Source organism: Streptococcus macedonicus ACA-DC 198 (assembly GCA_000283635.1).
Classification (GTDB): Bacteria; Bacillota; Bacilli; order Lactobacillales; family Streptococcaceae; genus Streptococcus; species Streptococcus macedonicus.
Genome location: HE613569.1, coordinates 1558594 through 1582163 on the forward strand (window position 1 = coordinate 1558594; position 23570 = coordinate 1582163).

The 23570-nt window shown below is 37.3% G+C and carries 26 protein-coding genes and 3 pseudogenes; 7 read left to right on the forward strand and 22 right to left on the reverse strand.

From position 1 onward, the window contains the following. Nucleotides 1-86: 86 nt before the first annotated feature. Nucleotides 87-1172, forward strand: a complete 1086-nt coding sequence (locus SMA_RS07735; RefSeq protein WP_014295027.1) for a M24 family metallopeptidase — start codon at nt 87-89, stop codon at nt 1170-1172. Between the two features lie 33 nt (nt 1173-1205). Here the strand turns inward: SMA_RS07735 and SMA_RS07740 are convergent, their stop codons facing one another. After that, a complete protein-coding gene (locus SMA_RS07740; RefSeq protein ID WP_014295028.1) occupies nt 1206-1532 on the reverse strand; it encodes a DMT family transporter in 327 nt (108 codons plus the stop codon). A 144-nt stretch (nt 1533-1676) separates the two neighbouring features. Between SMA_RS07740 and SMA_RS12185 the strand changes: the two genes are divergently transcribed. From SMA_RS12185 to SMA_RS07755, 4 genes are all read left to right on the forward strand, one after another. Further along, on the forward strand, nt 1677-1871 hold the full coding sequence (locus SMA_RS12185) for a winged helix DNA-binding protein (RefSeq protein WP_223246314.1): 195 nt from the start codon (nt 1677-1679) through the stop codon (nt 1869-1871). Between the two features lie 208 nt (nt 1872-2079). Continuing rightward, a complete protein-coding gene (locus SMA_RS12190; RefSeq protein ID WP_014295029.1) occupies nt 2080-2208 on the forward strand; it encodes a hypothetical protein in 129 nt (42 codons plus the stop codon). Between the two features lie 33 nt (nt 2209-2241). Then, entirely contained in the window at nt 2242-2505 is a 264-nt protein-coding gene (locus SMA_RS12195; RefSeq protein WP_014295030.1) for an SRPBCC family protein, read from the forward strand. A gap of 125 nt (nt 2506-2630) precedes the next feature. After that, nucleotides 2631-3308 (forward strand): NAD(P)H-dependent oxidoreductase, encoded by a 678-nt coding sequence (locus SMA_RS07755; RefSeq protein ID WP_014295031.1) that lies wholly within the window; start codon nt 2631-2633, stop codon nt 3306-3308. A gap of 201 nt (nt 3309-3509) precedes the next feature. Here the strand turns inward: SMA_RS07755 and SMA_RS12390 are convergent. Together SMA_RS12390 and SMA_RS07765 are read right to left on the reverse strand one after the other, a co-directional pair. After that, nucleotides 3510-4326, reverse strand: a pseudogene (locus tag SMA_RS12390) (glycoside hydrolase family 1 protein); the annotation flags it as partial. Continuing rightward, nucleotides 4311-5453, reverse strand: a pseudogene (locus SMA_RS07765) (PTS transporter subunit EIIC); the annotation flags it as partial. The pseudogenes SMA_RS12390 and SMA_RS07765, both read right to left, overlap by 16 nt. Before the next feature lie 166 nt (nt 5454-5619). Here SMA_RS07765 and SMA_RS07770 point away from each other — a divergent pair. Both SMA_RS07770 and SMA_RS07775 read left to right on the forward strand, forming a co-directional pair. Continuing rightward, on the forward strand, nt 5620-6303 hold the full coding sequence (locus tag SMA_RS07770) for a MurR/RpiR family transcriptional regulator (protein WP_014295036.1): 684 nt from the start codon (nt 5620-5622) through the stop codon (nt 6301-6303). Between the two features lie 231 nt (nt 6304-6534). Further along, nucleotides 6535-7791, forward strand: a complete 1257-nt coding sequence (locus tag SMA_RS07775) for an ISL3 family transposase (protein ID WP_014294295.1) — start codon at nt 6535-6537, stop codon at nt 7789-7791. 74 nt (nt 7792-7865) lie between these two features. Here the strand turns inward: SMA_RS07775 and smpB are convergent, their stop codons facing one another. The 19 genes and pseudogenes from smpB to pyrH all read right to left on the reverse strand — a co-directional run bounded on the left by smpB (nt 7866) and on the right by pyrH (nt 23565). Continuing rightward, the gene (smpB, locus tag SMA_RS07780) at nt 7866-8333 is read right to left on the reverse strand and encodes an SsrA-binding protein SmpB (RefSeq protein ID WP_009854704.1); all 468 of its coding nucleotides are present in this window, start codon (nt 8331-8333) and stop codon (nt 7866-7868) included. Between the two features lie 33 nt (nt 8334-8366). Further along, on the reverse strand, nt 8367-10712 hold the full coding sequence (gene rnr, locus SMA_RS07785) for a ribonuclease R (protein WP_014295037.1): 2346 nt from the start codon (nt 10710-10712) through the stop codon (nt 8367-8369). A 225-nt stretch (nt 10713-10937) separates the two neighbouring features. Further along, a complete protein-coding gene (secG, locus tag SMA_RS07790) occupies nt 10938-11174 on the reverse strand; it encodes a preprotein translocase subunit SecG (RefSeq protein ID WP_014295038.1) in 237 nt (78 codons plus the stop codon). A gap of 127 nt (nt 11175-11301) precedes the next feature. Further along, nucleotides 11302-11448, reverse strand: coding sequence for a 50S ribosomal protein L33 (rpmG, locus tag SMA_RS11110; RefSeq protein WP_014295039.1), 147 nt, complete (start codon nt 11446-11448; stop codon nt 11302-11304). Further along, nucleotides 11445-12639 (reverse strand): annotated as a pseudogene (locus tag SMA_RS07795) (multidrug efflux MFS transporter). Before SMA_RS07795 ends, rpmG begins: the two are co-directional and overlap by 4 nt. Nucleotides 12640-12767: 128 nt before the next feature. After that, on the reverse strand, nt 12768-13367 hold the full coding sequence (gene coaE / locus SMA_RS07800) for a dephospho-CoA kinase (protein WP_014295040.1): 600 nt from the start codon (nt 13365-13367) through the stop codon (nt 12768-12770). Next, nucleotides 13352-14173 carry a DNA-formamidopyrimidine glycosylase gene (gene mutM / locus SMA_RS07805; protein ID WP_039671131.1) on the reverse strand — a complete coding sequence of 274 codons (822 nt, stop codon included), beginning with the start codon at nt 14171-14173 and terminating at the stop codon, nt 13352-13354. Before mutM ends, coaE begins: the two co-directional genes overlap by 16 nt. 442 nt (nt 14174-14615) lie before the next feature. Continuing rightward, on the reverse strand, nt 14616-15512 hold the full coding sequence (gene era, locus SMA_RS07810; RefSeq protein WP_014295042.1) for a GTPase Era: 897 nt from the start codon (nt 15510-15512) through the stop codon (nt 14616-14618). A gap of 58 nt (nt 15513-15570) precedes the next feature. After that, nucleotides 15571-15978: a diacylglycerol kinase gene (gene dagK / locus SMA_RS07815; RefSeq protein ID WP_014295043.1), complete on the reverse strand. Its 408-nt coding sequence runs from the start codon at nt 15976-15978 to the stop codon at nt 15571-15573. Beyond that, complete coding sequence (gene ybeY / locus SMA_RS07820) at nt 15959-16456, reverse strand: rRNA maturation RNase YbeY (RefSeq protein ID WP_014295044.1); 498 nt, start codon at nt 16454-16456, stop codon at nt 15959-15961. The genes dagK and ybeY overlap by 20 nt, the downstream gene beginning before the upstream one ends. Before the next feature lie 242 nt (nt 16457-16698). After that, on the reverse strand, nt 16699-17217 hold the full coding sequence (locus SMA_RS11115; protein WP_014295045.1) for a GNAT family N-acetyltransferase: 519 nt from the start codon (nt 17215-17217) through the stop codon (nt 16699-16701). After that, nucleotides 17214-17444 (reverse strand): hypothetical protein, encoded by a 231-nt coding sequence (locus SMA_RS07830; protein WP_014295046.1) that lies wholly within the window; start codon nt 17442-17444, stop codon nt 17214-17216. The genes SMA_RS11115 and SMA_RS07830 overlap by 4 nt, the downstream gene beginning before the upstream one ends. Before the next feature lie 190 nt (nt 17445-17634). Then, nucleotides 17635-18705, reverse strand: coding sequence for a PhoH family protein (locus SMA_RS07835; RefSeq protein ID WP_014295047.1), 1071 nt, complete (start codon nt 18703-18705; stop codon nt 17635-17637). 89 nt (nt 18706-18794) lie between these two features. Beyond that, complete coding sequence (locus SMA_RS07840; protein ID WP_014295048.1) at nt 18795-19964, reverse strand: MFS transporter; 1170 nt, start codon at nt 19962-19964, stop codon at nt 18795-18797. A gap of 325 nt (nt 19965-20289) precedes the next feature. Continuing rightward, nucleotides 20290-20505 carry a YozE family protein gene (locus SMA_RS07845; protein ID WP_003065897.1) on the reverse strand — a complete coding sequence of 72 codons (216 nt, stop codon included), beginning with the start codon at nt 20503-20505 and terminating at the stop codon, nt 20290-20292. Then, nucleotides 20502-21011, reverse strand: coding sequence for a peptide-methionine (S)-S-oxide reductase MsrA (gene msrA / locus SMA_RS07850; protein WP_014295049.1), 510 nt, complete (start codon nt 21009-21011; stop codon nt 20502-20504). Before msrA ends, SMA_RS07845 begins: the two co-directional genes overlap by 4 nt. A 283-nt stretch (nt 21012-21294) precedes the next feature. Beyond that, nucleotides 21295-22161, reverse strand: a complete 867-nt coding sequence (locus SMA_RS07855; RefSeq protein WP_014295050.1) for a CvfB family protein — start codon at nt 22159-22161, stop codon at nt 21295-21297. Nucleotides 22162-22217: 56 nt separating this feature from the next. After that, nucleotides 22218-22775: a ribosome recycling factor gene (gene frr / locus SMA_RS07860; RefSeq protein ID WP_014295051.1), complete on the reverse strand. Its 558-nt coding sequence runs from the start codon at nt 22773-22775 to the stop codon at nt 22218-22220. Nucleotides 22776-22827: 52 nt separating this feature from the next. Continuing rightward, nucleotides 22828-23565 (reverse strand): UMP kinase, encoded by a 738-nt coding sequence (gene pyrH, locus SMA_RS07865; RefSeq protein WP_014295052.1) that lies wholly within the window; start codon nt 23563-23565, stop codon nt 22828-22830. Between the last annotated feature and the right edge of the window lie 5 nt (nt 23566-23570).

Here is a 23570-nt window from a genome sequence, read left to right on the forward strand (position 1 = left end):
GTCCGTAAGCCCGCTTTTTTTGACTCAAGTCTTGATTTTTTCTGCTTTTTTTGAAAGAATGGGTTTAATTAGAAAGAAGGTTTCTCATGTCAAAATTAGATCAAATCTGCTTATATCTTAATCAAGAAAAAGCTAATATCGCTGTTTTTTCTGACCCTGTTACTGTAAATTATTTAACTGGCTTTTACTGTGACCCACATGAACGCCAAATGTTCCTTTTTGTGTATAGCGACCGTGAACCCGTCCTTTTCGTTCCTGCGCTTGAAGTAGCACGCGCAAGCCAAATTGTCGCTTTCCCTGTTTTTGGTTATATGGATTCTGAAAATCCTTGGCAAAAAATCAAATCAAGTCTGCCTTCAACTGACAGCGCGAAAGTTTTTGCTGAATTTGACAACCTCAATGTGACAAAATTCCAAGGTTTGCAAACTGTTTTTGACGGACGTTTTGAAGACTTGACACCGTTTATTCAAAAAATGCGTCTCATCAAATCACAAGATGAAATCGAAAAAATGCTAATCGCTGGTCAGTTTGCTGATAAGGCGGTTCAAGTTGGTTTTGATAATATTTCATTAGACAATACAGAGACTGACGTCATTGCCATAATTGAGTTTGAAATGAAAAAACAAGGTGTTGAAAAAATGAGTTTTGACACTATGGTCTTAACTGGAAATAATGCTGCTAATCCACATGGTATCCCTGGTACAAACAAAATTGAAAATAACTCACTACTCTTGTTTGACCTTGGAACAGATATGCATGGCTATGCTAGTGATATGACGCGTACTGTTGCCGTTGGTAAACCTGACCAATTCAAAAAAGATATTTACGAACTTTGCTTAGAAGCCCAATTAACAGCTCAAGAATTCATCAAACCTGGTGTTCTTGCTAGCGAAGTTGACGCTGCTGCACGTAATGTCATTGAAAAAGCCGGATACGGTAAATACTTCAACCACCGTCTTGGACATGGTATCGGTATGACTTGCCACGAATTTCCTTCAATCATGGAAGGTAACGATATGGAAATTCAAGAAGGCATGTGCTTCTCTGTCGAACCTGGCATTTATATCCCTGGAAAAGTTGGCGTACGTATCGAGGATTGCGGACACGTCACAAAATCTGGCTTTGAAGTCTTTACACACACACCAAAAGAATTGCTCTATTTTGAAGGATAATACACAAAAACCAAGCCAAATGGCTTGGTTTTATTAATGTCCTGCATTTCCTAATAAGTTAACCATGACAACACCAATGATAATCAAAATTAAACCGATAACGCTATAAACATTTAGTGTTTCTTTGAAAATCATTACTGAGATAAAGGCTATCAAAACTAAACCAACAGCTGACCATGTTGTATAAGTTACTCCTAAAGGAATTTTTCGCATTGCGAGTGATAAGAAATAGAAACAAACGCCATAGCTAAGTAGGGCAGAAACGGTTGGAGTAGGCTTTGTAAAATCGTCTAATAATTTCAATAAGTTAGTTCCCAATAACTCTCCTAAAATGGCGATAAAAAGATGTAAGTATGACATGTCTTTAACCTTTTTGACTAGCTGTCACACCTGTACGATAGAGTGTAAAGATAGCCCCTTGGTCCCAGTCGGCAAGGACCTCTGCTTTGTAAGCATTAAGATTATCAATCGCTGCCCTCGCTTCAACTAAGCCTTATTCTTCTTATTCTTGCTGAAGAAGATGGTAAGTTACAAAAAGATATTGCGCAAATACTTTATATCACACTTTCTACCTTGACACGCCTTGTTGAAAAACTAATTTATAAAGGTTATGTCACAACATTAGCCGAAGGACGTACTAGACAAGTCTATCTTACGGTTAAAGGCAGAAATTTACTACCTGATATTCAAGAAGCTTGAAATGATTTGCATATTCGTTACAAAGCACTTCTTGCTGATGATTACGCAGATAACTTGGCTTCTATCATCAATCTCAATGCCGAAAAGCTTAAATAATCGGAGAATAAATAACTCCGATTTTTTTATTTTTTTTTTGAGCCAAAATAGTTGTATGTACAATTAAAATATTTTATGATATCTCCATTAACAAATGAAAGAGGTATAGTTCATGTTATCTATTAATTTTCCAGAAAAATTCACACCAGGTTTGACTGATAACTTTGTTTCAAACGAAGTTGTCTTTAAAGACCTTGACTTTGACAAAATCCTTGACGGTTTGCTTGACGCTGGTAAATGAGAAACTTATTACGAAAATTCATCAGACATACACATGTATAACCAAGACTCTACTGTTCTAAAAAACGACACACATTTCCACTTTAAAACATTTGGTTTTGACGTGGAAGCTCAAGTTGAAGAATATGATTTAGATGCTGAAAATGGCGTTTTACGCTTAGCATGGCATGGTTGGAACAAAGCTGAAGGTGGTGAATTTCTTGACGTTTACCATGCTTGGTTAGTTCAAAAATTGGACCGTAACCGTGTTCGTATCTTGACACAAGAATCTCAAATCGGTACACCTGCCAAAGAGTAGCAAAATCTGTTCCTAATACAATGATGCTTGGTCACCAAGCTTGGTTAGACGGACTTGTTGCCTTTGCTAAATACTAGAAAAAATAGCTTCTAAGTGTTATCATAGAAAGAAAACTGGAGAAAGTTATGTCAAAAGAAGATATCAAAAAACAAATTCGCACTGCCTTTGACCACCGTGTTGCTGTCCGCGTTTACAACGACCAAGAAATTTTCCATGATGATATGGATTTTATCCTTGATACAGCTTGGTTGAGCCCTTCTTCTATTGGTTTAGAAGCTTGGCGCTTCGTTGTTCTTAACCGCAAACAAATTGAAAAACTTCGTGATGAACTCAAGGGCGTTGCTTGGGGGGCTCAATCCCAATTAGATACAGCAAGTCATTTTGTTCTCCTCATTGCTGAAAAAAATGCACGCTATGATTCTGAATCGGTCAAAAATAGCCTTATTCGACGTGGTATCAGTGAAGGTGATGCTCTTAACAGCCGTTTAGCAGCCTACGAATCTTTCCAAAAAAATGATATGAAAATGGCTGATAATCCACGCGCTTTGTTTGACTGGACTGCCAAACAAACTTATATCGCACTTGGAAATATGATGACCTCAGCTAGCATGCTTGGCATTGACTCTTGCCCAATCGAAGGGTTCAATTACGAAAAAGTCAATAGTATTTTGGCTAATGCAGGCATCATTAATCCTGATAACGAAGGTATCGTAAGCATGGTATCATTTGGTTATCGTCTACGTGACCCTAAACACCCACGCTCACGTAAACCTCGTGAAGAAGTCATTACATGGCTCGATTAAAAATATAGAAACACACTTCCTTATCCTCGATGAAAAGGAGATTTAGTCAACTACTACATATCCTTTTCAAAGAGAAAATTAACCTTTCATTAACACCGTATAACCAAAAACCAGTTCTGAACGTTGACGTTCAGGACTGGTTTTGTTTATAAAATCAATGACAAGAGGAGATTACATTCATTATTGATTGAATTTTTCTTTCTAAATTTCAGATAACTTAGCACCATTTGAGGCGATAATTCTTTCATCCAAGCATAAGATTTTTTAGGAGTACGTTTCAAGCTGCCAGTACCTTTATCGTCCATATCCACATAAATAAAGCCATAACGTTTTTTCATTTCTCCTGTTGAAAGTGAGACTAAATCAACAGGTCCCCACATGGTATAACCTAAACACTCTACACCATCAATGATAATAGCGTCAGCCATTGCTTGAAGATGATCACGTAAATAATTAATACGATAATCATCCTGAACAATACCATTTTCATCAAGCTCATCAATGGCACCCATACCATTCTCAACAATAAAAATTGGTTTTTGTATGCGATTATAAATCTCATTCATGACGTGACGAAGTCCCAAGGGATCAACTGGCCATCCCACGGCGTCTCTTTAAGATATTGATTCGTAGAGCCATCAACATTAAACCAGTCATCTCCAACTTTAGTGGTATTAGAACGGTAATAAGAAAAAGAAATAAAATAAAGTTGACCTTCTCTAAGAATTTCTTCATCACCATCAGCAAAAATAATTTCTTTCACGCCTCGACGACGCCAGATTTCTTTTGCATAACGTGAGTAATAACCACGCCCCATAATGTCAATAACATACCAATTTTCACGACGTTCCTGTAAGCGATGAAAAACATCTTTGGGCTTACAAGTTGCTGGATATAGTTCACTCATAGCATACAATGCACCAAATTGCCTATTTGGCATCATTTCATGTCCAAGTTTAACAGCACGCGCACTAGCTACAAACATATGATGGGCAGCTTGATAACGGTCTTGTCCTTGACACCAGCCACGATACAACCAATAGCAATCGAGAGAAACTCACCTCGTTTAGCTTTATCCTTAGTACGTGCCGTAACACCAATAACAGCACCACCTTCAGCCATATTATGTAAAAGAAAGGCAGGACGAATCATGGCATCGTATCCAGGATTAGTCAGTAACTGTGTCATAAATGGTGCTAATGCGGTATGCATCCCAGCCATAACCATCCAAGGAAGAGCAGCAGCCAAAAACCCCACAGCAATCGGTCCTACAGTTCCTTCCAAGAACATAAACAAGCTTGCAATACCTTGTCCAATCATATTTCCAAGTGGACCTAAGATAATAAACCCTAAACTTCCCGCTACAAAAATAGTTCCCATTCCGACAAAAATTCCCTTAAAAATATTTGGGATGATCTTATTAAGAAATTTTTCGACATAATAAGCAAGAATAGCAATTAGTAGAGCAGGTAAAAGCGATGTTCCATACGAAAGCAAACGAACACTTATGCCAAATAACGTAATGGGGTCACCTGCTGTTACTAAACCTATAAAACTCCCATGCAATAATGTTGCTGCCGAAGCCATTGCATAAATTGGTGTGGCACCTAATTTATTAGCCGCACCGTAAGCAACAAAAATTGGCATGAAATAAAATGGGGCATCTGCAATAGCTGATAATAGCAAATAACTTGATGAAGTAGCAAAATTACTATCAATAAAGGTCACAATCAATAATAAGACAACCTTTAACATCCCTCCAGCAATCAGACCAGGAATCATCGGGATAACTGAACTTGATACAAAACCAATAATTTTACTACCTGCATTCTTCCACGTCCATGGTTCTGTAGGAGTTAAATCACCATCCAAATTTTCATTGATACTACCACCCGATGTAATATTAAAATCATTCATCATCACATCGTAAGTTTGCAATAAATGTTACCCTAAGATAACCATATACTGACCACCAGCATAGACAACACCTAGGACTCCTTCTAGATTTTCTAAAGCCTCCTTATTAGCTTTTGAAGCATCTTTTAGTTGAAACCGCAACCGTGTCACACAATGAGACAAGGTTTGAATATTGTCAACATCACCGACATTTGTGACAATTTCTTGTGCTAACTTCTTATAATCCATAGCTAACCTCTTTTTGTAATTTTTATCATTTTATTTTGTAAAATTTTACACACTCATTGTAGTTCTTTTTTGAAAGCGATATTAATATTTTTTGATATTTTTTATAATTATTTTTGATATTTTTGTCAAAAACGCTTAAATACTTGATTAGAAAGGTATTTTGATTATGGACATTTTACAAAAAATGCAACTCCACGAACAAGAATATTCAAAATCTGAAGCAAAAGTTTATCACTTCCTCAAGGAGAATTTTGAGAAATTAGAAACGTTGACAATTACTAGAATTGCAACAAATTCACATACTTCTACATCTGTCATCCTACGATTTTGCCAAATTTTGGGCTATAAAGGATTTACAGATTTTCGCTACGATGCTATCAATTATATTCATCAAAAGCCAAAAGAAGAAAACGAAGATATTCTTGACCACATTGCGGATAATTATAGCGTTATTCTAAATCAAATGAAACATTTAGAACGCCAAACAATTGACGAACTTGTTAATTGTATTTTAAAAAGACAGCATCTGCATATTCTTGGTATTTTTCTATCATTACTCCCTGCAAGGTACTTACATTTTGGTTTACAAGATTTAGGTATCGCTAGTCAACTAGCAAGTGATTTAAACAGCGAAAATCATCTTTCAAATATTATTGATGAAGAAGATACACTTATAATGTTTTCTATTTCAGGGTCGTCAGCCAATTTCAATAATACATTAAGTGCTATCTCAAAAAATATGCCACAGAACTCCTATCTAATTACATTAAATGAGCACGCTGCTGCCGCGAAATACTTTAACCATGTCATTACTCTTCTGAAAATTCCATTTCAAAACAATCTATTGTAGATACGCAGGCTATCACTATGATTTTTGTTGAGATTTTGCTCAATATGGCTCATCGAAAATTATAAAGAGGTTGGAACCTATTGTTCCAACCTCTTTTAACGATTATCGGCTCTATAATTTCTGTAGTGGGTAAATCCACTGTAGAGATTATGGAGCCTTTTTTAGTGTAGAAAAAAAGTCCCATATGACCTATAATGAAAAGCGACTAAACTCATATTAGAAAGGGTTCATATGGAACAACTAAATCTTATCACAAATTTTCTCAGAATTAAAGACAAAAATATCACTATCACTGATGAATATAATATGGGGACTCACTTAGAACTCCACGGTCACTTGGACTACACAGCCCCTAAATGCCCAAAATGCAAGGGACAAATGGCTAAGTACGACTACCAGAAAACTTCTAAAATCCCCTACCTAGAAACTGCTGGCTACCCTTTGCTTATCCGTCTTCGAAAGCGTCGTTTCAAGTGTAAAGATTGCGGAAAAATGGCGGTAGCTGAAACTCCTCTTGTCAAGAAAAACCACCAAATCTCTGTCGCTGTTAACCAGAAGATCGCTCAATTACTCATCGAAAATCAAGCAATGCAACAGATTGCACACAGGCTATCTATCTCAACATCGTCAGTTATGAGAAAGCTCAATGAGTTCAAGTTTGAAACGGATTGGAATACCCTACCCGAGGTGATGAGCTGGGACGAGTATGCCTTCAAGAAGGGGAAAATGAGCTTCATCGCTCAAGATTTCGACTCCCTAAATGTCATCGCCATTCTCGACGGAAGAACCCAAGCAACCATCCGAAACCACTTTCTACGCTATCCTAGAAAGGTTAGAAATCGGGTCAAAGTGATTACCATGGATATGTTTAGTCCCTATTATCAACTTGCTAAACAGCTTTTTCCGAATGCAAAAATTGTACTCGATCGCTTTCATATCGTGCAACACCTTAGTCGTGCTATGAACCGTGTCCGTATTCAAATTATGAATCAATTCGACAGAAAATCCCAGGAATACCGAGCCTTGAAACGTTACTGGAAATTGATACAACAAGATAGCCGTAAACTCAGCGATAAACGATTTTATCGTCCTATGTTTCGAATGCATTTGACTAACAAGGAAATCCTAGAAAAACTCCTATCCTACTCAGATGAACTACGACAGCACTATGAACTCTATCAGCTTCTCTTATATCATTTCCAAGAGAAAAACTCAGATCATTTCTTTGACCTCATCGAACAGGAAATAGCCACTGTTAATCCTATTTTCCAGACGGTATTTAAGACATTTTTAAAGGATAAGGACAAGGTTTTAAACGCCATGGAATTGCCTTATTCCAACGCCAAACTGGAAGCTACCAATAATCTCATCAAAGTCATTAAGAGAAATGCCTTTGGTTTCAGGAACTTTGAAAACTTTAAAAAACGGATTTTGATTGCTTTGAACATAAAGAAAGAGAGAGCGAAGTTCGTCCTCTCTAGGTGTTAGCTTTTCATCTACCCACTACAGTTGACAAAGAGCCCGATTATCACAGACTAAAAGTCTCTGTAAGTATTTCCTATTTACCTTGCATTGAAATTTTTCATTTGGCGTTTGATGTCGCGGTCTTGTTCACGACGTTTGATGGTCTCACGTTTATCATAATCATGTTTTCCTTTTGCCACACCGAGCAAAACTTTAGCGAAGCCATTTTTCAAATAAACTTTAAGTGGTACAAGGGTCATCCCTGTTCCTTTTAGGTCATTTGATAATTTTTCGATTTCGCGTTTTTTTAGCAATAATTTACGAGTGCGCTCAGGGTCTTGATTCCAAATATTTCCTTGTTCAAAAGGTGAAATATGGACATTAATCAGCCAAGCTTCACCATTTTTGATTTGGGCATAGCCATCTTTGAGCTGAATACGTGCAGCACGAACGCTCTTGATTTCTGTTCCTGTCAGAACAATCCCTGCTTCAATTGTATCAACGATGTTATAGTCATGACGCGCTTTTTTATTTTGTGCAACGACATTTCCGTCACCTTTTGGCATATTAGATACCTCTCTTGAAAATTAGTGATTATCTTAATTAGCAGTTTTATTTTTTAGCTTTACGTGATTTTTCTTAGCAACCTCTTTATAGAAAGGTTTCTTGCCTGACTTTTTAGAAGTTGAAGTGGAAGATTTACGATTTCGTGGTTTGTTTGATTTTGAACCTTTGTGGTTATCCGCTTTTGGACGACGTTTTTCTTTACCAGAACGGTCTTTGCGTGATTTTTTAACTTTCTCTACCACATCATACTCACTTGGAATGTATTCAAAGTCAATATCGCCAGTTTCTTTATCAGCACGTGTTAATTTGATTTTAATCGGTTGACCAACACGGAAAACTTTTCCTGATTTTTCACCTTGAAGGGTCAATGTACGTTCGTTGTAATTGTAAAATTCTGGCAGAGTTGTGATGTGGACAAGCCCTTCGATTGTATTTGGCAATTTGATGAACATCCCAAATTTCACGACACTAGCAACCACACCGTCAAATTCTTGACCAACGTATTCTTCCATGTATTCGGCTTTTTTCATGGCTTCAACGACACGTTCAGCATCAATAGCGCGACGTTCAAGGGTTGAAGATGACGTTGCCAATTCTGGAATCACATTTCTAAAGTGTTCGATTTTCTCATCAGTGAGTTGTGTGTATTCGCGAATCATGCGGTGAACAAGTAAATCAGGATAACGACGAATTGGACTTGTGAAGTGAGTATAGTACTCCGCAGCCAAACCATAGTGTCCGTGATTATGTTCAGAATAACGTGCTTGTTGCATTGAACGAAGAAGCATCATGTTTAACACTTCTGCGCCCGGTTTACCTTCCACTTTTTCCATGAAATCTTGCAAAGCTTGTTGAGTGATTTTGTTAGCTGTACCATGGATTTGAACGCCAAAAATGCTAGCATAATCAAGGAATTTTTGTAATTTTTCAGCTTTTGGTTCCTCATGGATACGGTAAATAAATGGCAATTTACGTTTTGCAAAATGCTCTGCAACTGTTTCATTAGCTGCCAACATGAAAGATTCAATCATGCGTTCAGCAATACCACGTTGACGAAGCACAATATCAACTGGCATTCCTTTATCATTAACAATAATCTTAGCTTCGCTCGTATCAAAGTTAAGAGCACCGCGGCGCACGCGCATGGTTTCAAGAATATTGTGAAGAGCAGTCATATGATGAATAGAGTCAACGATTGGTTGGTATTGCTCAATCAATTCTTCATCACCAGCAATAATGTCATTGACATCGCTGTAAGTCATACGGAAAGTTGTCTTAATGACTGATTGACAAATTTGGTGATTAACAACGTGACCATTGCGGTCAATTTCCATTAAACATGATAGTGTCAAACGGTCAACATTAGGATTTAACGAACAAATACCATTTGACAAACGTTCAGGCAGCATTGGAACTACACGGTCAGTCACATAAACTGATGTCCCACGAGCAACGGCTTCACGATTAAGCGCAGAGTCTTCTGTGACATAGTATGAAACGTCCGCAATATGAACACCGAGCTCAAAATTACCATTGTTAAGTAATTTAATATGGACAGCGTCATCCAAGTCTTTGGCATCCGCACCATCAATGGTAAAGGTTATTTCATTACGCAAATCAACACGACCAATCATGTCTTTTTCAGACGGCGCATCTGGAACGGCATTAGCTTCAGCCATAACATCTTCTGGAAATTCTGATTTGATGTCCATTGATTCAAGGACTTCAAGCACATCAATACCAACATCACCTTGGTGTCCAACGATATCACGCACATGACCAACAAAATAATCATGACCACGTGTTGGGTATTTATCAATGTCAACCTTGATAATCTCAGTACCGTCAAGCAAAACAGGATCTTTCTTGATATAAATCTTTTGTTGAATTTTTTGATTTTTAGATTTAATGTAACCAGCGTATTTTGGTTTTTCGTCATCAAAAATAAATTTCCCAACAACTGTTTTTAAGCTACGCTCAACAATGCCGACAATGCGACCCTCAGCTGCTGTACCTTTCAAGCGATTAGCTGGCTTTTTAACAACTGCTTCAACCGTATCTCCGTCAACCGCATGACCAACATCATTACGTCCGAGAAACATGTCATCTTCATTTTCATCAACCGCTAAAAAACCAAAACCAGCCTTGTTAGCACGAAAAACACCCGTAACGGTGATTTCTTTTTTCTTCTCTATTTTTTTACGAAGAGCAAGGTTCCCATGGTCATCAAAACGCAGTTTTCCTTGGCTTTCCAATTTTGAAATCTCTTTGATAAGCTTTGGAAATTTTTCAGCGCCAGCCATGTCTAGCCCAGTAGCCAATTCATTAATATTGACTTTCCCATGCTCCTCTAAATAAGCAATAATTTTTTCATTCATAATTTGTGATTGTAAGTATTCCTAGTAAAAATCAGACATAAAATGCCCAGCTAGGCTTAACTCAATAATTTTCCTCTCGTATTCTACTTCATTCTAATAGGTCGTAAACAAGACTTTTACGCCTTCATATTAAAAAATGAGCTGAGTGACCAGCCCATGAATTTTCGTACAAAATTCAAGATGCGCAGCCAACGTAAGCCTCTATTTAGGCTCGTTAGTTGCTATCTACTTACTTGATAAAATCGCTAGCGCCAAAGCAATTGCTAGCCAAAAGAAAACTAGAACTGCTGTAAAACGTTGCATAAACGCTTCGAAGCCACGCGCTTTAGTACGTTCAAACAAAGCTTCTGAACCGCTGTTATCAAATACATTGCTACTTGGATTTTTTTGTGGTTGCAAGAAAATAGCAATCACAATAATAACAGATAATACCAGCAAAGTTTTCAGTAGTATATTGTACATCTTTTTCACTAAGAACGCGTCAGAAAGTTATTTTCAAATCAATTGAATTGGTCATGATTTGACACTTTCAGTCTGAGTTCTATTCCTTTCCTACACTATGGTCTTAACTATTATAACATAAAAATCCCTAAGATTCAATATGTAAGGTCACTTTTCGCTCTTTTGGACAATATTTTAAGACCTGAATACGCTCTGGATGAGTTGTTTTATTTTTACTTGTCAAATAATTCTTACTACCACAACTGTTGCATTTTAAATTAATCTTTATTCTCACACGATTTCCTTAACTTTCAAGTATCTTCTAAAATTAATAAGGCTCCAGACAAAGTTTACAAAGACAATAAGACTAGTCACGTAGAAAACCGAACGATATCCCAAATCAGTTGCAATTGCTGACCCAATAAAAGGTCCAATAACTTGTCCCATATTCATAAACATTTGATTATAGCTAAAAATACGTGAAATTCCCTCGCGTGGTGTGATTTTAGTCAACAATGAATTGATATTCGGCATCAACGCACCTGTACCAAAACCATACAAGAAGCGGACAATACCTAATTGTAATGAATTCTGAGCAAGGGCACAAAGCACATACATACTAAAGCTATAAAATAGAGCAATCAAAAGTAATCTATGATTACCTATTCTATCACCAATTTTCCCAAGAGTCGAGCTTGAGAGCATACTTGAAAATCCTAGTGCGGACACAATCAAACCAGAGACAAACATCAAGTTCTCTGTTTGACCAAGATGACGAATATACAAGGTCAAAATTGGGGCAATAGATTGTGCTGATACTTGGATAATCATGCTAGTCACAAAAAGACCAATTAAAATTTGCTTATTCTTAATTGAGGAGAATAGCTCACGTGTTGATAGAGCTTCTGTCTTAGTAACTGGTTGAAAATCTTCTTTAACAAAAAAAAACGGTCATCAGATTACAAATCAATAAAATAAAGCCGACCAAAAGAAAAACTTGACGAATGCCCAAGATTTCAGCAAGAACACCACCCAATAACGGTCCTACCAAACTACCACCGATAACACCAGTTGCTAGTGTTCCAAGCGCATAACCTAAACGATTTTTGGGAGCTTGACTGGCAATCAAGGCTGTTGAATTAGGGACATAGCCAGAAAACAAACCGTTCAAAATACGCAAAACTAATAACCAAAAAACGTTAGGAACAAAGGCTAAACCACCCATGGTAAAAGTCATCACCAAACTCGCTCTTACCATCATTAGTTTACGACCATAACGGTCTGCCAAACGTCCCCATACTGGAGCAATAAGAGCCGAAGTTAAAGCTGATAGTGACACCGCTAAACCAGCATACCATTCTACCTTATTTTTAGGTGCTCCAAGTTGTTCAATATATAAAGCCATAAAAGGCATGACAAGTGAAAAGCTTGCCCCAGTAAAAAAGTTACCAAGCCAAGCTACCCGCAAGTTCTGTTTCCAATTAATTTCGCTATTAATGATTGTTCACCCTCTTTTCTAAAAAACGTCAATTGATATTATAGCACACTATTAGTCAAATGAAAAAATTGCTTATATAAATATTTTTATCACTAAAATAAAGGTAAAAACTGATTCTATAGTACTTTTAACAATCGTCCAATTTGCTCTTTTAGCTCTTGAAAATTACCACGATTATCTAGTATTTTATCAGCGTAAGCTTTTTTAGCTTCTGTTGACATCTGACTCGTAATGCGCTTTTGTGCTTCAGAACGCGTGTAATGATTTCGCATCACTAAACGGTCTAACTGCGTCTTTTCATCAACATAAACTAACCAGACCTCATCAAACCAATCCATATAATCAAGCTCAATCAACAGCGGAATATCCATAAAAAAAACTTCCTCTGTCTGGGCTAATTGATTCCGACGATTAGCTAATTCTTGACGAATAATCTCATTTTGCACCCTTGATGATTTTGCCATCATCTCTTTATTTCTAAAAATAACTTGTCCTAATTTTTGACGGTCAAGCTCTCCGTTTTCTTGCAGAATATCATTTCCAAGCCATTCAACTAAAGTTTGATACAACTTACCACCTTTTTCTTGCAATTCATGCACAACCTGGTCCGCATCAATAACCTGATAGCCCTGTTTTCGAATTTCAGCCACAACCGTTGACTTTCCTGAAGCAATTCCGCCCGTGATTCCAATAATTTTTGTCATTGTTTTTGACATGCAGGACAAAGATGTGTCCCACGACCTCCTACTTTGATTTTTTCAATCGGTGTTGCACAACGTGGGCAAGGTTCGCCCGTCTTACCGTAAACTTGCAAAAATTGCTGCATATTGCCATCCTCACCAAAGGCATTATGATACGTTCTGATTGTTGTTCCACCTTTAGCAATTCCTAGCTGTAAAATTCGAATAATCTCATCGTGCAACAACGTTTTTTCCAAGTCTGTTAAACTTGAACTAATACGCTCTGGATGAATTTTTGCTGCCCAGAGCACCTCATCAACATAAATATTTCCAAGCCCCACAACTAGGGTCTGATCTAAAAGATAAGGCTTGACAAACTTTTTAGAAGTTTTCAATTTTCTAGTAAACTCTGATAAGTCAAATGTTTCCTTTGTCGGTTCAGGACCAAGCTTTTTCTTTTGAAAATAAGCTTCTATCTGATTTGGATATAACAATTCCATTGTCCCAAACTTACGAACATCTTGATAAACCAACGTTGACCCATCATCAAGTTGAAAAAGAACATGAAAATGTTTGTTGTAAGGCACCTGTTCTGGAAAAAGCAAATACTTACCTTCCATTCGCAAATGAGAAATAATCACCTGCTTATTCAACATTAATAGTAAATATTTTCCACGCCTTCCAATATTCTGAAACGTTTGCCCAACAATCTCAGTCTCAAACGCCACCAAATCTGTTTTGATAATCTTAGGCACACGAACATCAACAGCTACAATTTTTCGACCAACAATCAGACTCTCCAAACCACGTCTAACCGTCTCAACCTCAGGCAATTCAGGCATAACAATACGATACCAAGCCGTTAAGCGACTCAAAGAAAAACAGGAATCTTGACGAAGGTGATAAGACACCTAGGAAAGATTATCTTTTTTCAAAGAGTCGTAGGCGGGTTCTAGTCAACCAACCGCTTGGTGCTCCTTTCTAAACAAAGTTTGAAAATAGGGATGAGACGGAAAATCCTGATTTTCCAGTCGCTTCATCTTTTTTACTAGCTTTTCGCTCGGGTTCAATTGAGAACCTCTCGCCTTTCCTTTCTAAACATCATTTCAAGAATAGAGGGACAGCCTTTAATCCGTGTTCAAAGTAACACGAACAAATCCCTCTCCTTTCTAAAATTCATTTAATTCTTGATTGAGCATTTCTACGCTTATTATAAAACAGAGTGCTGCTTTTAAGCAAACACTCTGCTTTAGGTTATTTTTGACAAAGCTACCTAGCCTACGCTTAATATTCTTTCTCGTTGTAACCAAAGTCAGCAAGGTCAAGTTTTTTATCACGCCAATTTTTCTTAACTTTAACCCATGTTTCAAGGTAAACTTTGTCACCAAGCATGATTTCAATATCACGACGTGCCATTTTACCGATTTTCTTGAGCATTGCCCCTTTCTTACCGATAATAATCCCTTTTTGGCTATCACGTTCAACCATAATTGTCGCACGGATATGCACTTTATCCGTTTCAGGGTCACGTTTCATAGACTCAACGATAACCGCAACAGAATGTGGCACTTCTTGTTCAGTCAATTTCAAGATTTTTTCACGAATCATTTCTGACACCAAGAAACGTTCTGGGTGGTCAGTAATTTGGTCCTCAGGGAAATATTGGAACCCTTCCTCCAAATTATCTTTCAAAATGTTCATCAATGTTTCAACATTGTTCCCTTGAAGAGCTGAAATTGGCACAATTTCTTTGAAATCCATTTGACTACGGAAATCATTAATTTGTTCCAAAAGTTGGTCTGGGTGCACTTTGTCAATCTTATTAATGACTAAGATGACAGGAATTTTAGCAGCCTTCAAGCGCTCGATAATCATATCATCACCCTTACCACGCTTTTCATCAGCAGGTACCATAAAAAGGACTGTGTCAACTTCACGAAGAGTACTGTAAGCAGATTCCACCATGAAATCACCTAGTGCATTTTTCGGTTTATGAATCCCAGGTGTGTCGATAAAAACAATCTGTTCCGTATCCGTCGTGTAAATTCCCATAATTTTATTACGAGTTGTTTGAGCTTTATCACTCATAATAGCAATTTTTTGCCCCATAACACGATTTAAAAATGTTGATTTTCCAACATTTGGGCGACCTAAAATCGCTACAAAACCTGATTTAAACATAAGATATAAAGGACGTTAAACGCCCTACTCCTTTCAATTCTCTCTAACTAAGTTTTGGCTATTCACCAAAAATCAAGGCAATAATTTTCGGTACAAAAATAATCAATCCTGTTAAAACAGCATAGCCTGAAATGACTAAAACTGCACCTGCTGCCATATCCTTAGCATTTTTAGCCAACATTGAAAAATGGTAATTGCTAGCAAGGTCGACCACATTTTCAATCGCCGAATTAATGATTTCAAACGTGATGACTAAAAAGATTACCAGTAGCAAAAAGAGCCACTCAATCGCTGAAATTCGAAAAACAGCGCCAGCTATGCTCGCCAAAATAGCTGAAACCATATGCTTGCGCATGTTTCTTTCTTCTTTGAAGGCTGTAATAATACCTGTAATGGCAAATTCCATACTCGCTACTAACGTGCGATTTTTCCACTTTTTAGGTGAATTATTGTCTCTTGAGTCCATAGGCAGTTAAAATCTCTTCCTGTAAGGTAAACATTTCTTTTTCTTCTTCAGGGGTGTAATGATCATAACCATTGATATGTAAAAAGCCATGTACTGCAAGGAAGCCCATTTCACGTTCAAATGAATGTCCATATTCTTCTGCTTGTTCATGCGCTTTATCAACCGAAATGAATAATTCACCGATGTAAGCGTCAAATTCATCTAGCATTTCAGCCAGTTCAGGATTTTCTTCTAAGTCTTCTTGTGAAAATGAAAGACTTGATTCTGGTTTGTATTCTAAGCTGATAACATCTGTTGGACGGTCTGTGTCACGGTATTCCAAGTTCAACTCATGACTACGTTCATTTGTCACAAAAGTCACGGCCATTTCTTTATTGTCTTTACCTGTCTTTTCAGCTGCAAATTGTAATAAATCAAGGGTTTGTTTTTTTATTGCTTCTGAAACTTGACCAGTTTCATCTATCATTTCAACGTACATATAAATCTTCTTTCAAACTAATTATATCAGGGCTATTATACCATAATAAAATAAAGACTGCTACTGTATGCTTTACAACACTCATTCCCACTATCTCAAGAATTTAGCAGGTCAATTTTTGTCATTTTTTATTTTTTAACTGACAGCAAGATTGATTTTCTCATAAAAAAGAAGTAGCTCGGGGTAAAGCTACTTCTTCAAGGAGGAGTGTTAAGGACTAGTTCTCATCAGAAGTCCTATCATCATTTCAAACCATCTTTGTTATAATTGCCTGATTTTACCAAATCAAAGCCGATACTAGTTGGGAATTGGTTACTAGTACCAGGTTGGCTAAAGATGATTTTAACGTTTAAATCAAGGTATTCCTCTGGGAGATCAATATAGAAATTACCTTGAGCATCTTTGGTCATGGATTGACCAGGCCACGCACCAAGTGGTATTTGGACTGGATTACCATAATAAGCATAGAGATTTGCACTATCCCAACCACCAGGATTATCAAATGAAATACGTGTCATTCCTTTGAAAGCATTTGTCCCTTTTAGGGCAATGCCATAGAGACCTAAAGGCGTTTTAAGATAAATGTTTTTAATAGCAGCCTTTGTTTCTTCAAGCGTTTTATTGGCTGGAAAATTCCAGCGCGTATTTTCCTCGTCTAAAACGTAAGCAAACATCGCCTCCGCATCTGCCAACGTCACAGGGCGCAAGATTAAGCGCTCTGTTTCAAGGATTTGATATTGGCGCAATCTCTCTGTTATCACTTTTTGATTTTCTCCGTTTCGTGCGCTATGATTTTTTGAACACTGTTAGCTAAATAATTGGCGTTTTCTCTCATTTTTGAGAGCGTTTCAGCTTTATCAGCAATTTCTTGAGACGACACAGCGACTTTTTTCACATCTTCTAGTGTCATCTCGAGGTCATTAGCTTGTTGTGATAGATAATTAGCCAGTTTACGCAACTCTTCTGCTGAGAATTCGCGAGAGCTCATGACCACCTCCTGCAATCCTGCTATCCGCAGATGATGTTAGCTTTATTGTTATATCAATTAAAAATACCATTTTTACATTTCTCAAATTTTTAAACTAACCTCAATTATAGCACGATTTTATGACTATCTTTCATTTTCGTATATCTGAAAATTATTTTTATAAAAAAAGCCAGATTTTAATCTAGCTTTTCTAATCACTATTTGCTTCTTTATCACTAGCTGGTTGACCAATGGTTTCATAGCTTGCAAAACCCGATTCAGCCACAGCTTCTTCTGACGTGTTTGGAGAATGGCTGCGCTGTTTTGGTTCAGCTTTTTCATAAGCATTGATGATTTCAGCAACAACTGGATGACGAACAACGTCATTAGCTGAAAAATGAACAAAATCAATCTGTTTAATATGTTGTAATTTTTCAGTCGCATCAATCAACCCAGATTTAACTTTTTTAGGCAAGTCAATCTGGCTAGTATCACCATTAACAATCATTTTCGAATTGAAACCAAGGCGTGTCAAGAACATCTTCATTTGCATAATTGTCGTATTTTGTGCTTCATCAAGAATAACAAAAGCATCATCAAGTGTTCGTCCACGCATATAAGCCAGCGGAGCGATTTCAATAATATCACGTTCCATTAAACGTGTTGTTTGCTCTTTTCCTAAAATTTGATAAAGGGCATCATAAACTGGCCGAAGATAAGGGTCAACTTTTTCTTTCAAATCCCCTGGTAAAAAGCCAAGACTTTCACCAGCTTCAACAGCTGGACGCGTTAAAATAATACGTTTGACCTGTCCACGTTTGAGAGCAGTCACCGCTAAAGTTACTGCCAAGAAAGTTTTCCCAGTTCCTGCTGGTCCAATTCCAAAAACCACATCATGTGATTTGACACTATCCACGTAAACTTTTTGTCCTAAAGTTTTAACACGGATAGGCTTTCCAGAATTATCTTTAATAATCTCTTCTTCGTAAAGTGCAACAAATTTATCAATTGTACCGTTTTGTGCCATGGAAAGAGCTGTCACAACGTCTGATGTATTAACCAGCATACCACGCGAAACCAAAACCAAAAGCGCTTGGATAGTCACACGCGCAAGCTCGACACTCTCCTCATCATCTCCCAAAATTTGCACACGCTCAGTTCGTGCATGGATAATAACGTCAAGATTATCTTCAATCAGCTTCAAATGACGTTCATTTGATCCAAACAACGCCAATACGTCATCAGGATGATTTAATGTTATCTCAACAGAATACTCTTGCAAATAGAGTCCCTCTTTCTTTTGTGTTTGATAAGCCTATTATAGCTTATTTAACGTAAAAAATCACGACTTGCGTAATTTCTTAACTATCTTTATTTCAAACCATTGCGCTTCAAAATTAAAAGCGGAGCTAAAAGCATTAATACAATACCTAAAAGTAGAAATGTAAGTACAAAGCCCAACCAGTCAATCAAAAAGCCAGTCATCGGAAAAATGACTATCATAAACAGACTGAAAAACATGGCAGTAACACTAAGCATTGTGGCTCTCACATCGCTTGGAATCATCACTTGAAGGGCATTATTAAAGATTGGTAAGAAGAAAGCATAAAGCCCATCTGTCATCAAATAAATAATCATATAAATCAGAGGTAATTTCGTGATTGCTAAAACGTAAAGCATTCCCGTTAACCCAACTAAGATAGAAAGAAGAGCGACTGCTTTAAACTGTTGACCAATCTTACTTGCCAACCAAACAGCCCCAATATTGATAACACTAGAGATAAGCATCAGCAAACTAATCTGCCATGACGGCAAAATCTCTAATTCATTTTGATAGTAAAAATAAAACATACACATTATGACACAAAAAACTTGACTAGTGATGAGCCAATAAAATAAGTGTCGATTCACTTTAAATTCCCGAACAACCGTTTTTAAAATACGCGATAAACTTGCTGGCTCTTCTCGTTCTTTCTTAAACGCTGGCTCTTTCATCATAGCAATCAAAATAATGACTATCAAAGAGAAGAAAATTTGGATAACATACGTCATATCCAATAAACCATGAATAAAGAAACCTGCAACAACAGCGCCTAACGTTCTTGTTGCTTCAGCAACAGCAGACACAAAACTCGAAAATTTGAGAAACTTGTTCTCTAACCCTGCTTCTTTAGCCGATTCAAATAACATGGCAGTGCTTGTGCCAGAATCAAAATTGTATGCCCATGCGTTCAGCACCATTCCAAATACATAAATCCAAAAATTACCTTGCCCAAATAGCATAAATAGACACGATAATATTGACATCAAGCGTCCCAAATAAAGATTTGTGCGATAAGTAAAACGGTCAGCTAGAACACCTGAAGGCACTTCAGACAAAAGACTGATCAGATGAAAAAGACTTTCTAAAATCCCAATTTGACCAAAACTCATGCCATGTTGACTAAGAAAGAGAAGCCAGAAGCTTGTGATTCCGAAAAAACCGAAAAATTCACTTGCTCCAACTAAAGCAATATTATGACGATACGATTTTTTAAACATAGTAAATTTCCTTAAAATATGTCAGACTCTCCATAGAGTCATAGATTAGTAACAAAATAAGATTTTAAAATTTGATTTCTTTTAAACAGACCTATAAGTCAGTTAAAAGCCTATCAAATGCCAGTTATTGAGTTAAATCATTTGACCTACGTGCATATAGCCCACTCTCCCTTGAAATTTCTATGTTTTTGTATCGTAATTGCTATCCATTATAGCAATAGCACAAAAAGTTTGAAAATAAAGCCGATTCACGCAAATTCATAGAGAATAAATTTCTTATGATATTGTACCAGCTTTGTTAAACAAAAAAGAGGTGATTCACCTCTTAATGCGCTAAATATTCTTCCCAAATTTTGTCGAATTCGCTAAGATTAAAGGCAAAATCTGCTTCATCTTCCAAATAACGACTAATGGTTTCAAAATTGTCAGTATGTTTCGGAAAAGTTGTATCATCAAAAACTAAATCCGCTAAAATGGCTACTGGCTCATGACTTTTAGGATTACGTTGCGTCATTAACCAAGTATAAAATGATTTTCTCATTGCCAATTCTCCTTTAAAAATTGATGTCTAATGGCACTATTTTCGGCATAGTCCTCAGGATTTTTCTTGTAAAAGCCTTGATGGTAATCTTCTGCCAAATAAAATGGTTGAACTGGCTCAATTGCTGTTACGATTTGCTCTTTAAAACGACCTGAAGCTTGCAAAGCTGCCTTTGACTGCTCTGCTATTTGACGCTGACGCTCATCACTATAAAAAATAACAGGGCGGTAATTATCACCACGGTCTTCAAACTGACCGAAAGCATCCGTTGGGTCCGTCTGTGCCCAATAAATCTCAACTAAATCTGCATAAGAAATCTTTTCCTCATCAAAAATGATTTCTACCGCTTCTGTATGACCAGTCTCATGCGCCTTAACCTGCTCATAAGTAGGATTTGCAACATGTCCCCCAGTATAACCCGAACGAACAGATAGAATTCCCTCTTGCTCTTCAAAAGGTTGTACCATGCACCAAAAACAGCCACCCGCAAAAATCGCACGTTCCATTCTATGACCTCCAAAATATGATGAATATATTATAGCAAAAAAATGTCCAGTGGACATTTTTTCTCGGGCCTTGAAACCAAAAAGTGAGTTAGCCAATGGATACTTTTTTCGAGAGCCTAAAAACTAAAAAACGAGTCGGTCCACTGGACATTTCTTCTCGAGTCCGAAAACTAAATAACAAGTTTATTTAATTCCCAACCTTAAGATTTTTTGGACAAGCTTTTTTTTATTGCTCAAAAATACTATGCATCACTTTCTAAAACATCAGCGTTCTTTTTCAAAGCTATTTTTCTTCGTTAATTAATTCTGTTCCGAATTGGTCTTGTTTGACTTTTCGTGCTCTCATCAAGCCGCCAAGCGCTTTTTTAAACTGACCTTTTGAGATACCAAACGTTGCTTTAATATCAGCTGGCGATGATTTGTCATTCAAGGTCATAAAACCACCATTTGATTGTAAATACGTCAAAATCATTTGGGAATCATTTTCCAACATTTCAAACGAACGTGGTTTCAATGACAAATTAAGCGTACGGTCAACCTCGCGAAAACCAATGACACGTGCTGTTACTTCTTCACCAAGACGTGGCTCAGCATAACGTTCACTTGGATGAATAAAGCCAAGCATGTTATTATCTGGGAGATAAACAAATGTTCCGGATAGTTTCAAACGATACACAATAGCGCGCAATTTTTCATTTTGCATATTATTGTAAGCAGGTCCAGCCATTTTTTGGAAAACTTCTGGCTGCGCTGGAATTGCCCAGATACGGTCTTTTTTATCCACGTCCAGATGAACATAGAGTTTATCACCTTTTTTAGGCCACAATTCCTTCATATCTGGCAACACATCAAGTGAAACAACAAACTGCTTATCCGCAAGTCCAGTGTCCAAAAAGACACCCAAATCACGACGTACTTCTGTCACGACACCCCAACCATAAGTCGTACGTGTTGCGGCAACGTCAGCTGTTGTCAAACGAGCTTTTTGCTGCACATCAGTATAAGCAAACCCTTTGACCATATCGCCAATCTTATGCTCACCTTCTGCCTTATCTAGCATAAAAGTCACGCCATCTTTTTGCACAAAATACGCTTTCGCATTCTCATCAATCACAAGACCTGTGATAATAGTGGCAAGTAAATTATTCATGTATTCTTTCCTTTATAAAAGGAGGTGGAAAGTCCACCCCCATACCTTCTTTTTGATTAGACTTCAAGCAATTCTTTTTCTTTGTTAGCTGTCATAGCATCAATGTGTTTAACAGCATCGTCAGTTGCTTTTTGAATGTCTTTTTCAAGAACTTTCAATTCGTCTTCAGTGATTTCTTTAGCTTTTTCTTGTTTTTTAGCTTCGTCCATAGCATCACGACGGATATTACGGATAGCAACTTTAGCATTTTCACCTGCTTTTTTCACTTCTTTAGCGAGTTCTTTACGAGTTTCTTCAGTAAGCGCAGGAATAACCAAACGAATCACTGAACCATCGTTAGCAGGGTTAATACCAAGGTCTGAAGCATTGATAGCATGTTCAATATCTTTCAAAGATGATTTATCAAATGGTGAAATCAAAAGAACACGTGCTTCTGGAACTGTGATAGAGGCTAATTGATTAAGTGGTGTCATGGCACCGTAGTATTCTACTTGGATACGGTCCAAAAGAGATGCGTTAGCACGACCAGCACGGATAGCTGAAAATTCGCGTGCCAATGAACTGTGTGATTGTTCAAAGCGTTCTTTAGCTTTTTCGATAATAGCATTAGCCATAGATTTATTAATCCTCATTTCTTATTTTTTGGAAAATAGCAGAGCTGATAAATTATTTTTTGTGGTGTTCAGCTTTATTTGAAACAGTTGTACCAATGGCTTCACCAAAGACAACACGTTTAATATTACCAGCTTCATTCATGTTAAAGACAACAAGGTCAATATCGTTGTCCATTGAAAGGGTAGAAGCTGTTGCATCCATAATTTTAAGTCCACGTTGAATGACTTCGCCATGTGTCAATTCATCGAATTTCACGGCATTAGCATCTTTCTTAGGATCGGCATCATAGACACCATCAACACCATTTTTCGCCATTAAAATAGCTTCTGCTTCAATTTCAGCAGCACGAAGGGCAGCTGTTGTATCTGTTGAAAAGTATGGTGAACCAATACCAGCACCAAAAATAACAATGCGACCTTTTTCAAGATGACGAAGTGCACGACCACGAATATAAGGTTCTGCTACATTTTGCATTGGAATAGCTGTTTGAACACGAGTATCAACTCCATACTGTTGCAAACTGTCAGTCATTACGAGAGCGTTCATTACTGTACCTAACATTCCAGTATAATCGGCTTGTACGCGATCCATACCAGCTGCAGCAGCTGGCTCGCCGCGCCAAAGATTTCCCCCACCGATAACCAAAGCAATTTCAACACCTGAACTATGTACTTCAGCAATTTCTTTTGCGATAGTTTGAACAGTTGTAAGGTCGATTCCTAAACCTTTTTCACCAGATAAGGCTTCACCAGATAATTTAATTAAAATACGTTTATACTTAGGTTCCACTACAA

Excerpts from the sequence above, each read along its gene's own strand:
- SMA_RS07855 (WP_014295050.1), bottom strand. The coding sequence starts at position 22,161 with ATGAATAATTTACTTGCCACTATTATCACAGGTCTTGTGATTGATGAG.
- ybeY (WP_014295044.1), bottom strand. The coding sequence starts at position 16,456 with ATGTACGTTGAAATGATAGATGAAACTGGTCAAGTTTCAGAAGCAATA.
- SMA_RS07830 (WP_014295046.1), bottom strand. The coding sequence starts at position 17,444 with ATGAGCTCTCGCGAATTCTCAGCAGAAGAGTTGCGTAAACTGGCTAAT.
- rnr (WP_014295037.1), bottom strand. The coding sequence starts at position 10,712 with ATGAATGAAAAAATTATTGCTTATTTAGAGGAGCATGGGAAAGTCAAT.
- SMA_RS07735 (WP_014295027.1), top strand. The coding sequence starts at position 87 with ATGTCAAAATTAGATCAAATCTGCTTATATCTTAATCAAGAAAAAGCT.
- SMA_RS07770 (WP_014295036.1), top strand. The coding sequence starts at position 5,620 with ATGGACATTTTACAAAAAATGCAACTCCACGAACAAGAATATTCAAAA.
- dagK (WP_014295043.1), bottom strand. The coding sequence starts at position 15,978 with ATGGACTCAAGAGACAATAATTCACCTAAAAAGTGGAAAAATCGCACG.
- frr (WP_014295051.1), bottom strand. The coding sequence starts at position 22,775 with ATGGCTAATGCTATTATCGAAAAAGCTAAAGAACGCTTTGAACAATCA.
- msrA (WP_014295049.1), bottom strand. The coding sequence starts at position 21,011 with ATGGAACGTGCGATTTTTGCGGGTGGCTGTTTTTGGTGCATGGTACAA.
- smpB (WP_009854704.1), bottom strand. The coding sequence starts at position 8,333 with ATGCCAAAAGGTGACGGAAATGTCGTTGCACAAAATAAAAAAGCGCGT.
- SMA_RS07755 (WP_014295031.1), top strand. The coding sequence starts at position 2,631 with ATGTCAAAAGAAGATATCAAAAAACAAATTCGCACTGCCTTTGACCAC.
- SMA_RS12190 (WP_014295029.1), top strand. The coding sequence starts at position 2,080 with ATGTTATCTATTAATTTTCCAGAAAAATTCACACCAGGTTTGACTGAT.
- SMA_RS07840 (WP_014295048.1), bottom strand. The coding sequence starts at position 19,964 with ATGTTTAAAAAATCGTATCGTCATAATATTGCTTTAGTTGGAGCAAGT.
- SMA_RS07740 (WP_014295028.1), bottom strand. The coding sequence starts at position 1,532 with ATGTCATACTTACATCTTTTTATCGCCATTTTAGGAGAGTTATTGGGA.
- SMA_RS07845 (WP_003065897.1), bottom strand. The coding sequence starts at position 20,505 with ATGAGAAAATCATTTTATACTTGGTTAATGACGCAACGTAATCCTAAA.
- mutM (WP_039671131.1), bottom strand. The coding sequence starts at position 14,173 with ATGCCTGAATTGCCTGAGGTTGAGACGGTTAGACGTGGTTTGGAGAGT.
- secG (WP_014295038.1), bottom strand. The coding sequence starts at position 11,174 with ATGTACAATATACTACTGAAAACTTTGCTGGTATTATCTGTTATTATT.
- coaE (WP_014295040.1), bottom strand. The coding sequence starts at position 13,367 with ATGTCAAAAACAATGACAAAAATTATTGGAATCACGGGCGGAATTGCT.
- SMA_RS12195 (WP_014295030.1), top strand. The coding sequence starts at position 2,242 with ATGTATAACCAAGACTCTACTGTTCTAAAAAACGACACACATTTCCAC.
- SMA_RS07775 (WP_014294295.1), top strand. The coding sequence starts at position 6,535 with ATGGAACAACTAAATCTTATCACAAATTTTCTCAGAATTAAAGACAAA.
- era (WP_014295042.1), bottom strand. The coding sequence starts at position 15,512 with ATGTTTAAATCAGGTTTTGTAGCGATTTTAGGTCGCCCAAATGTTGGA.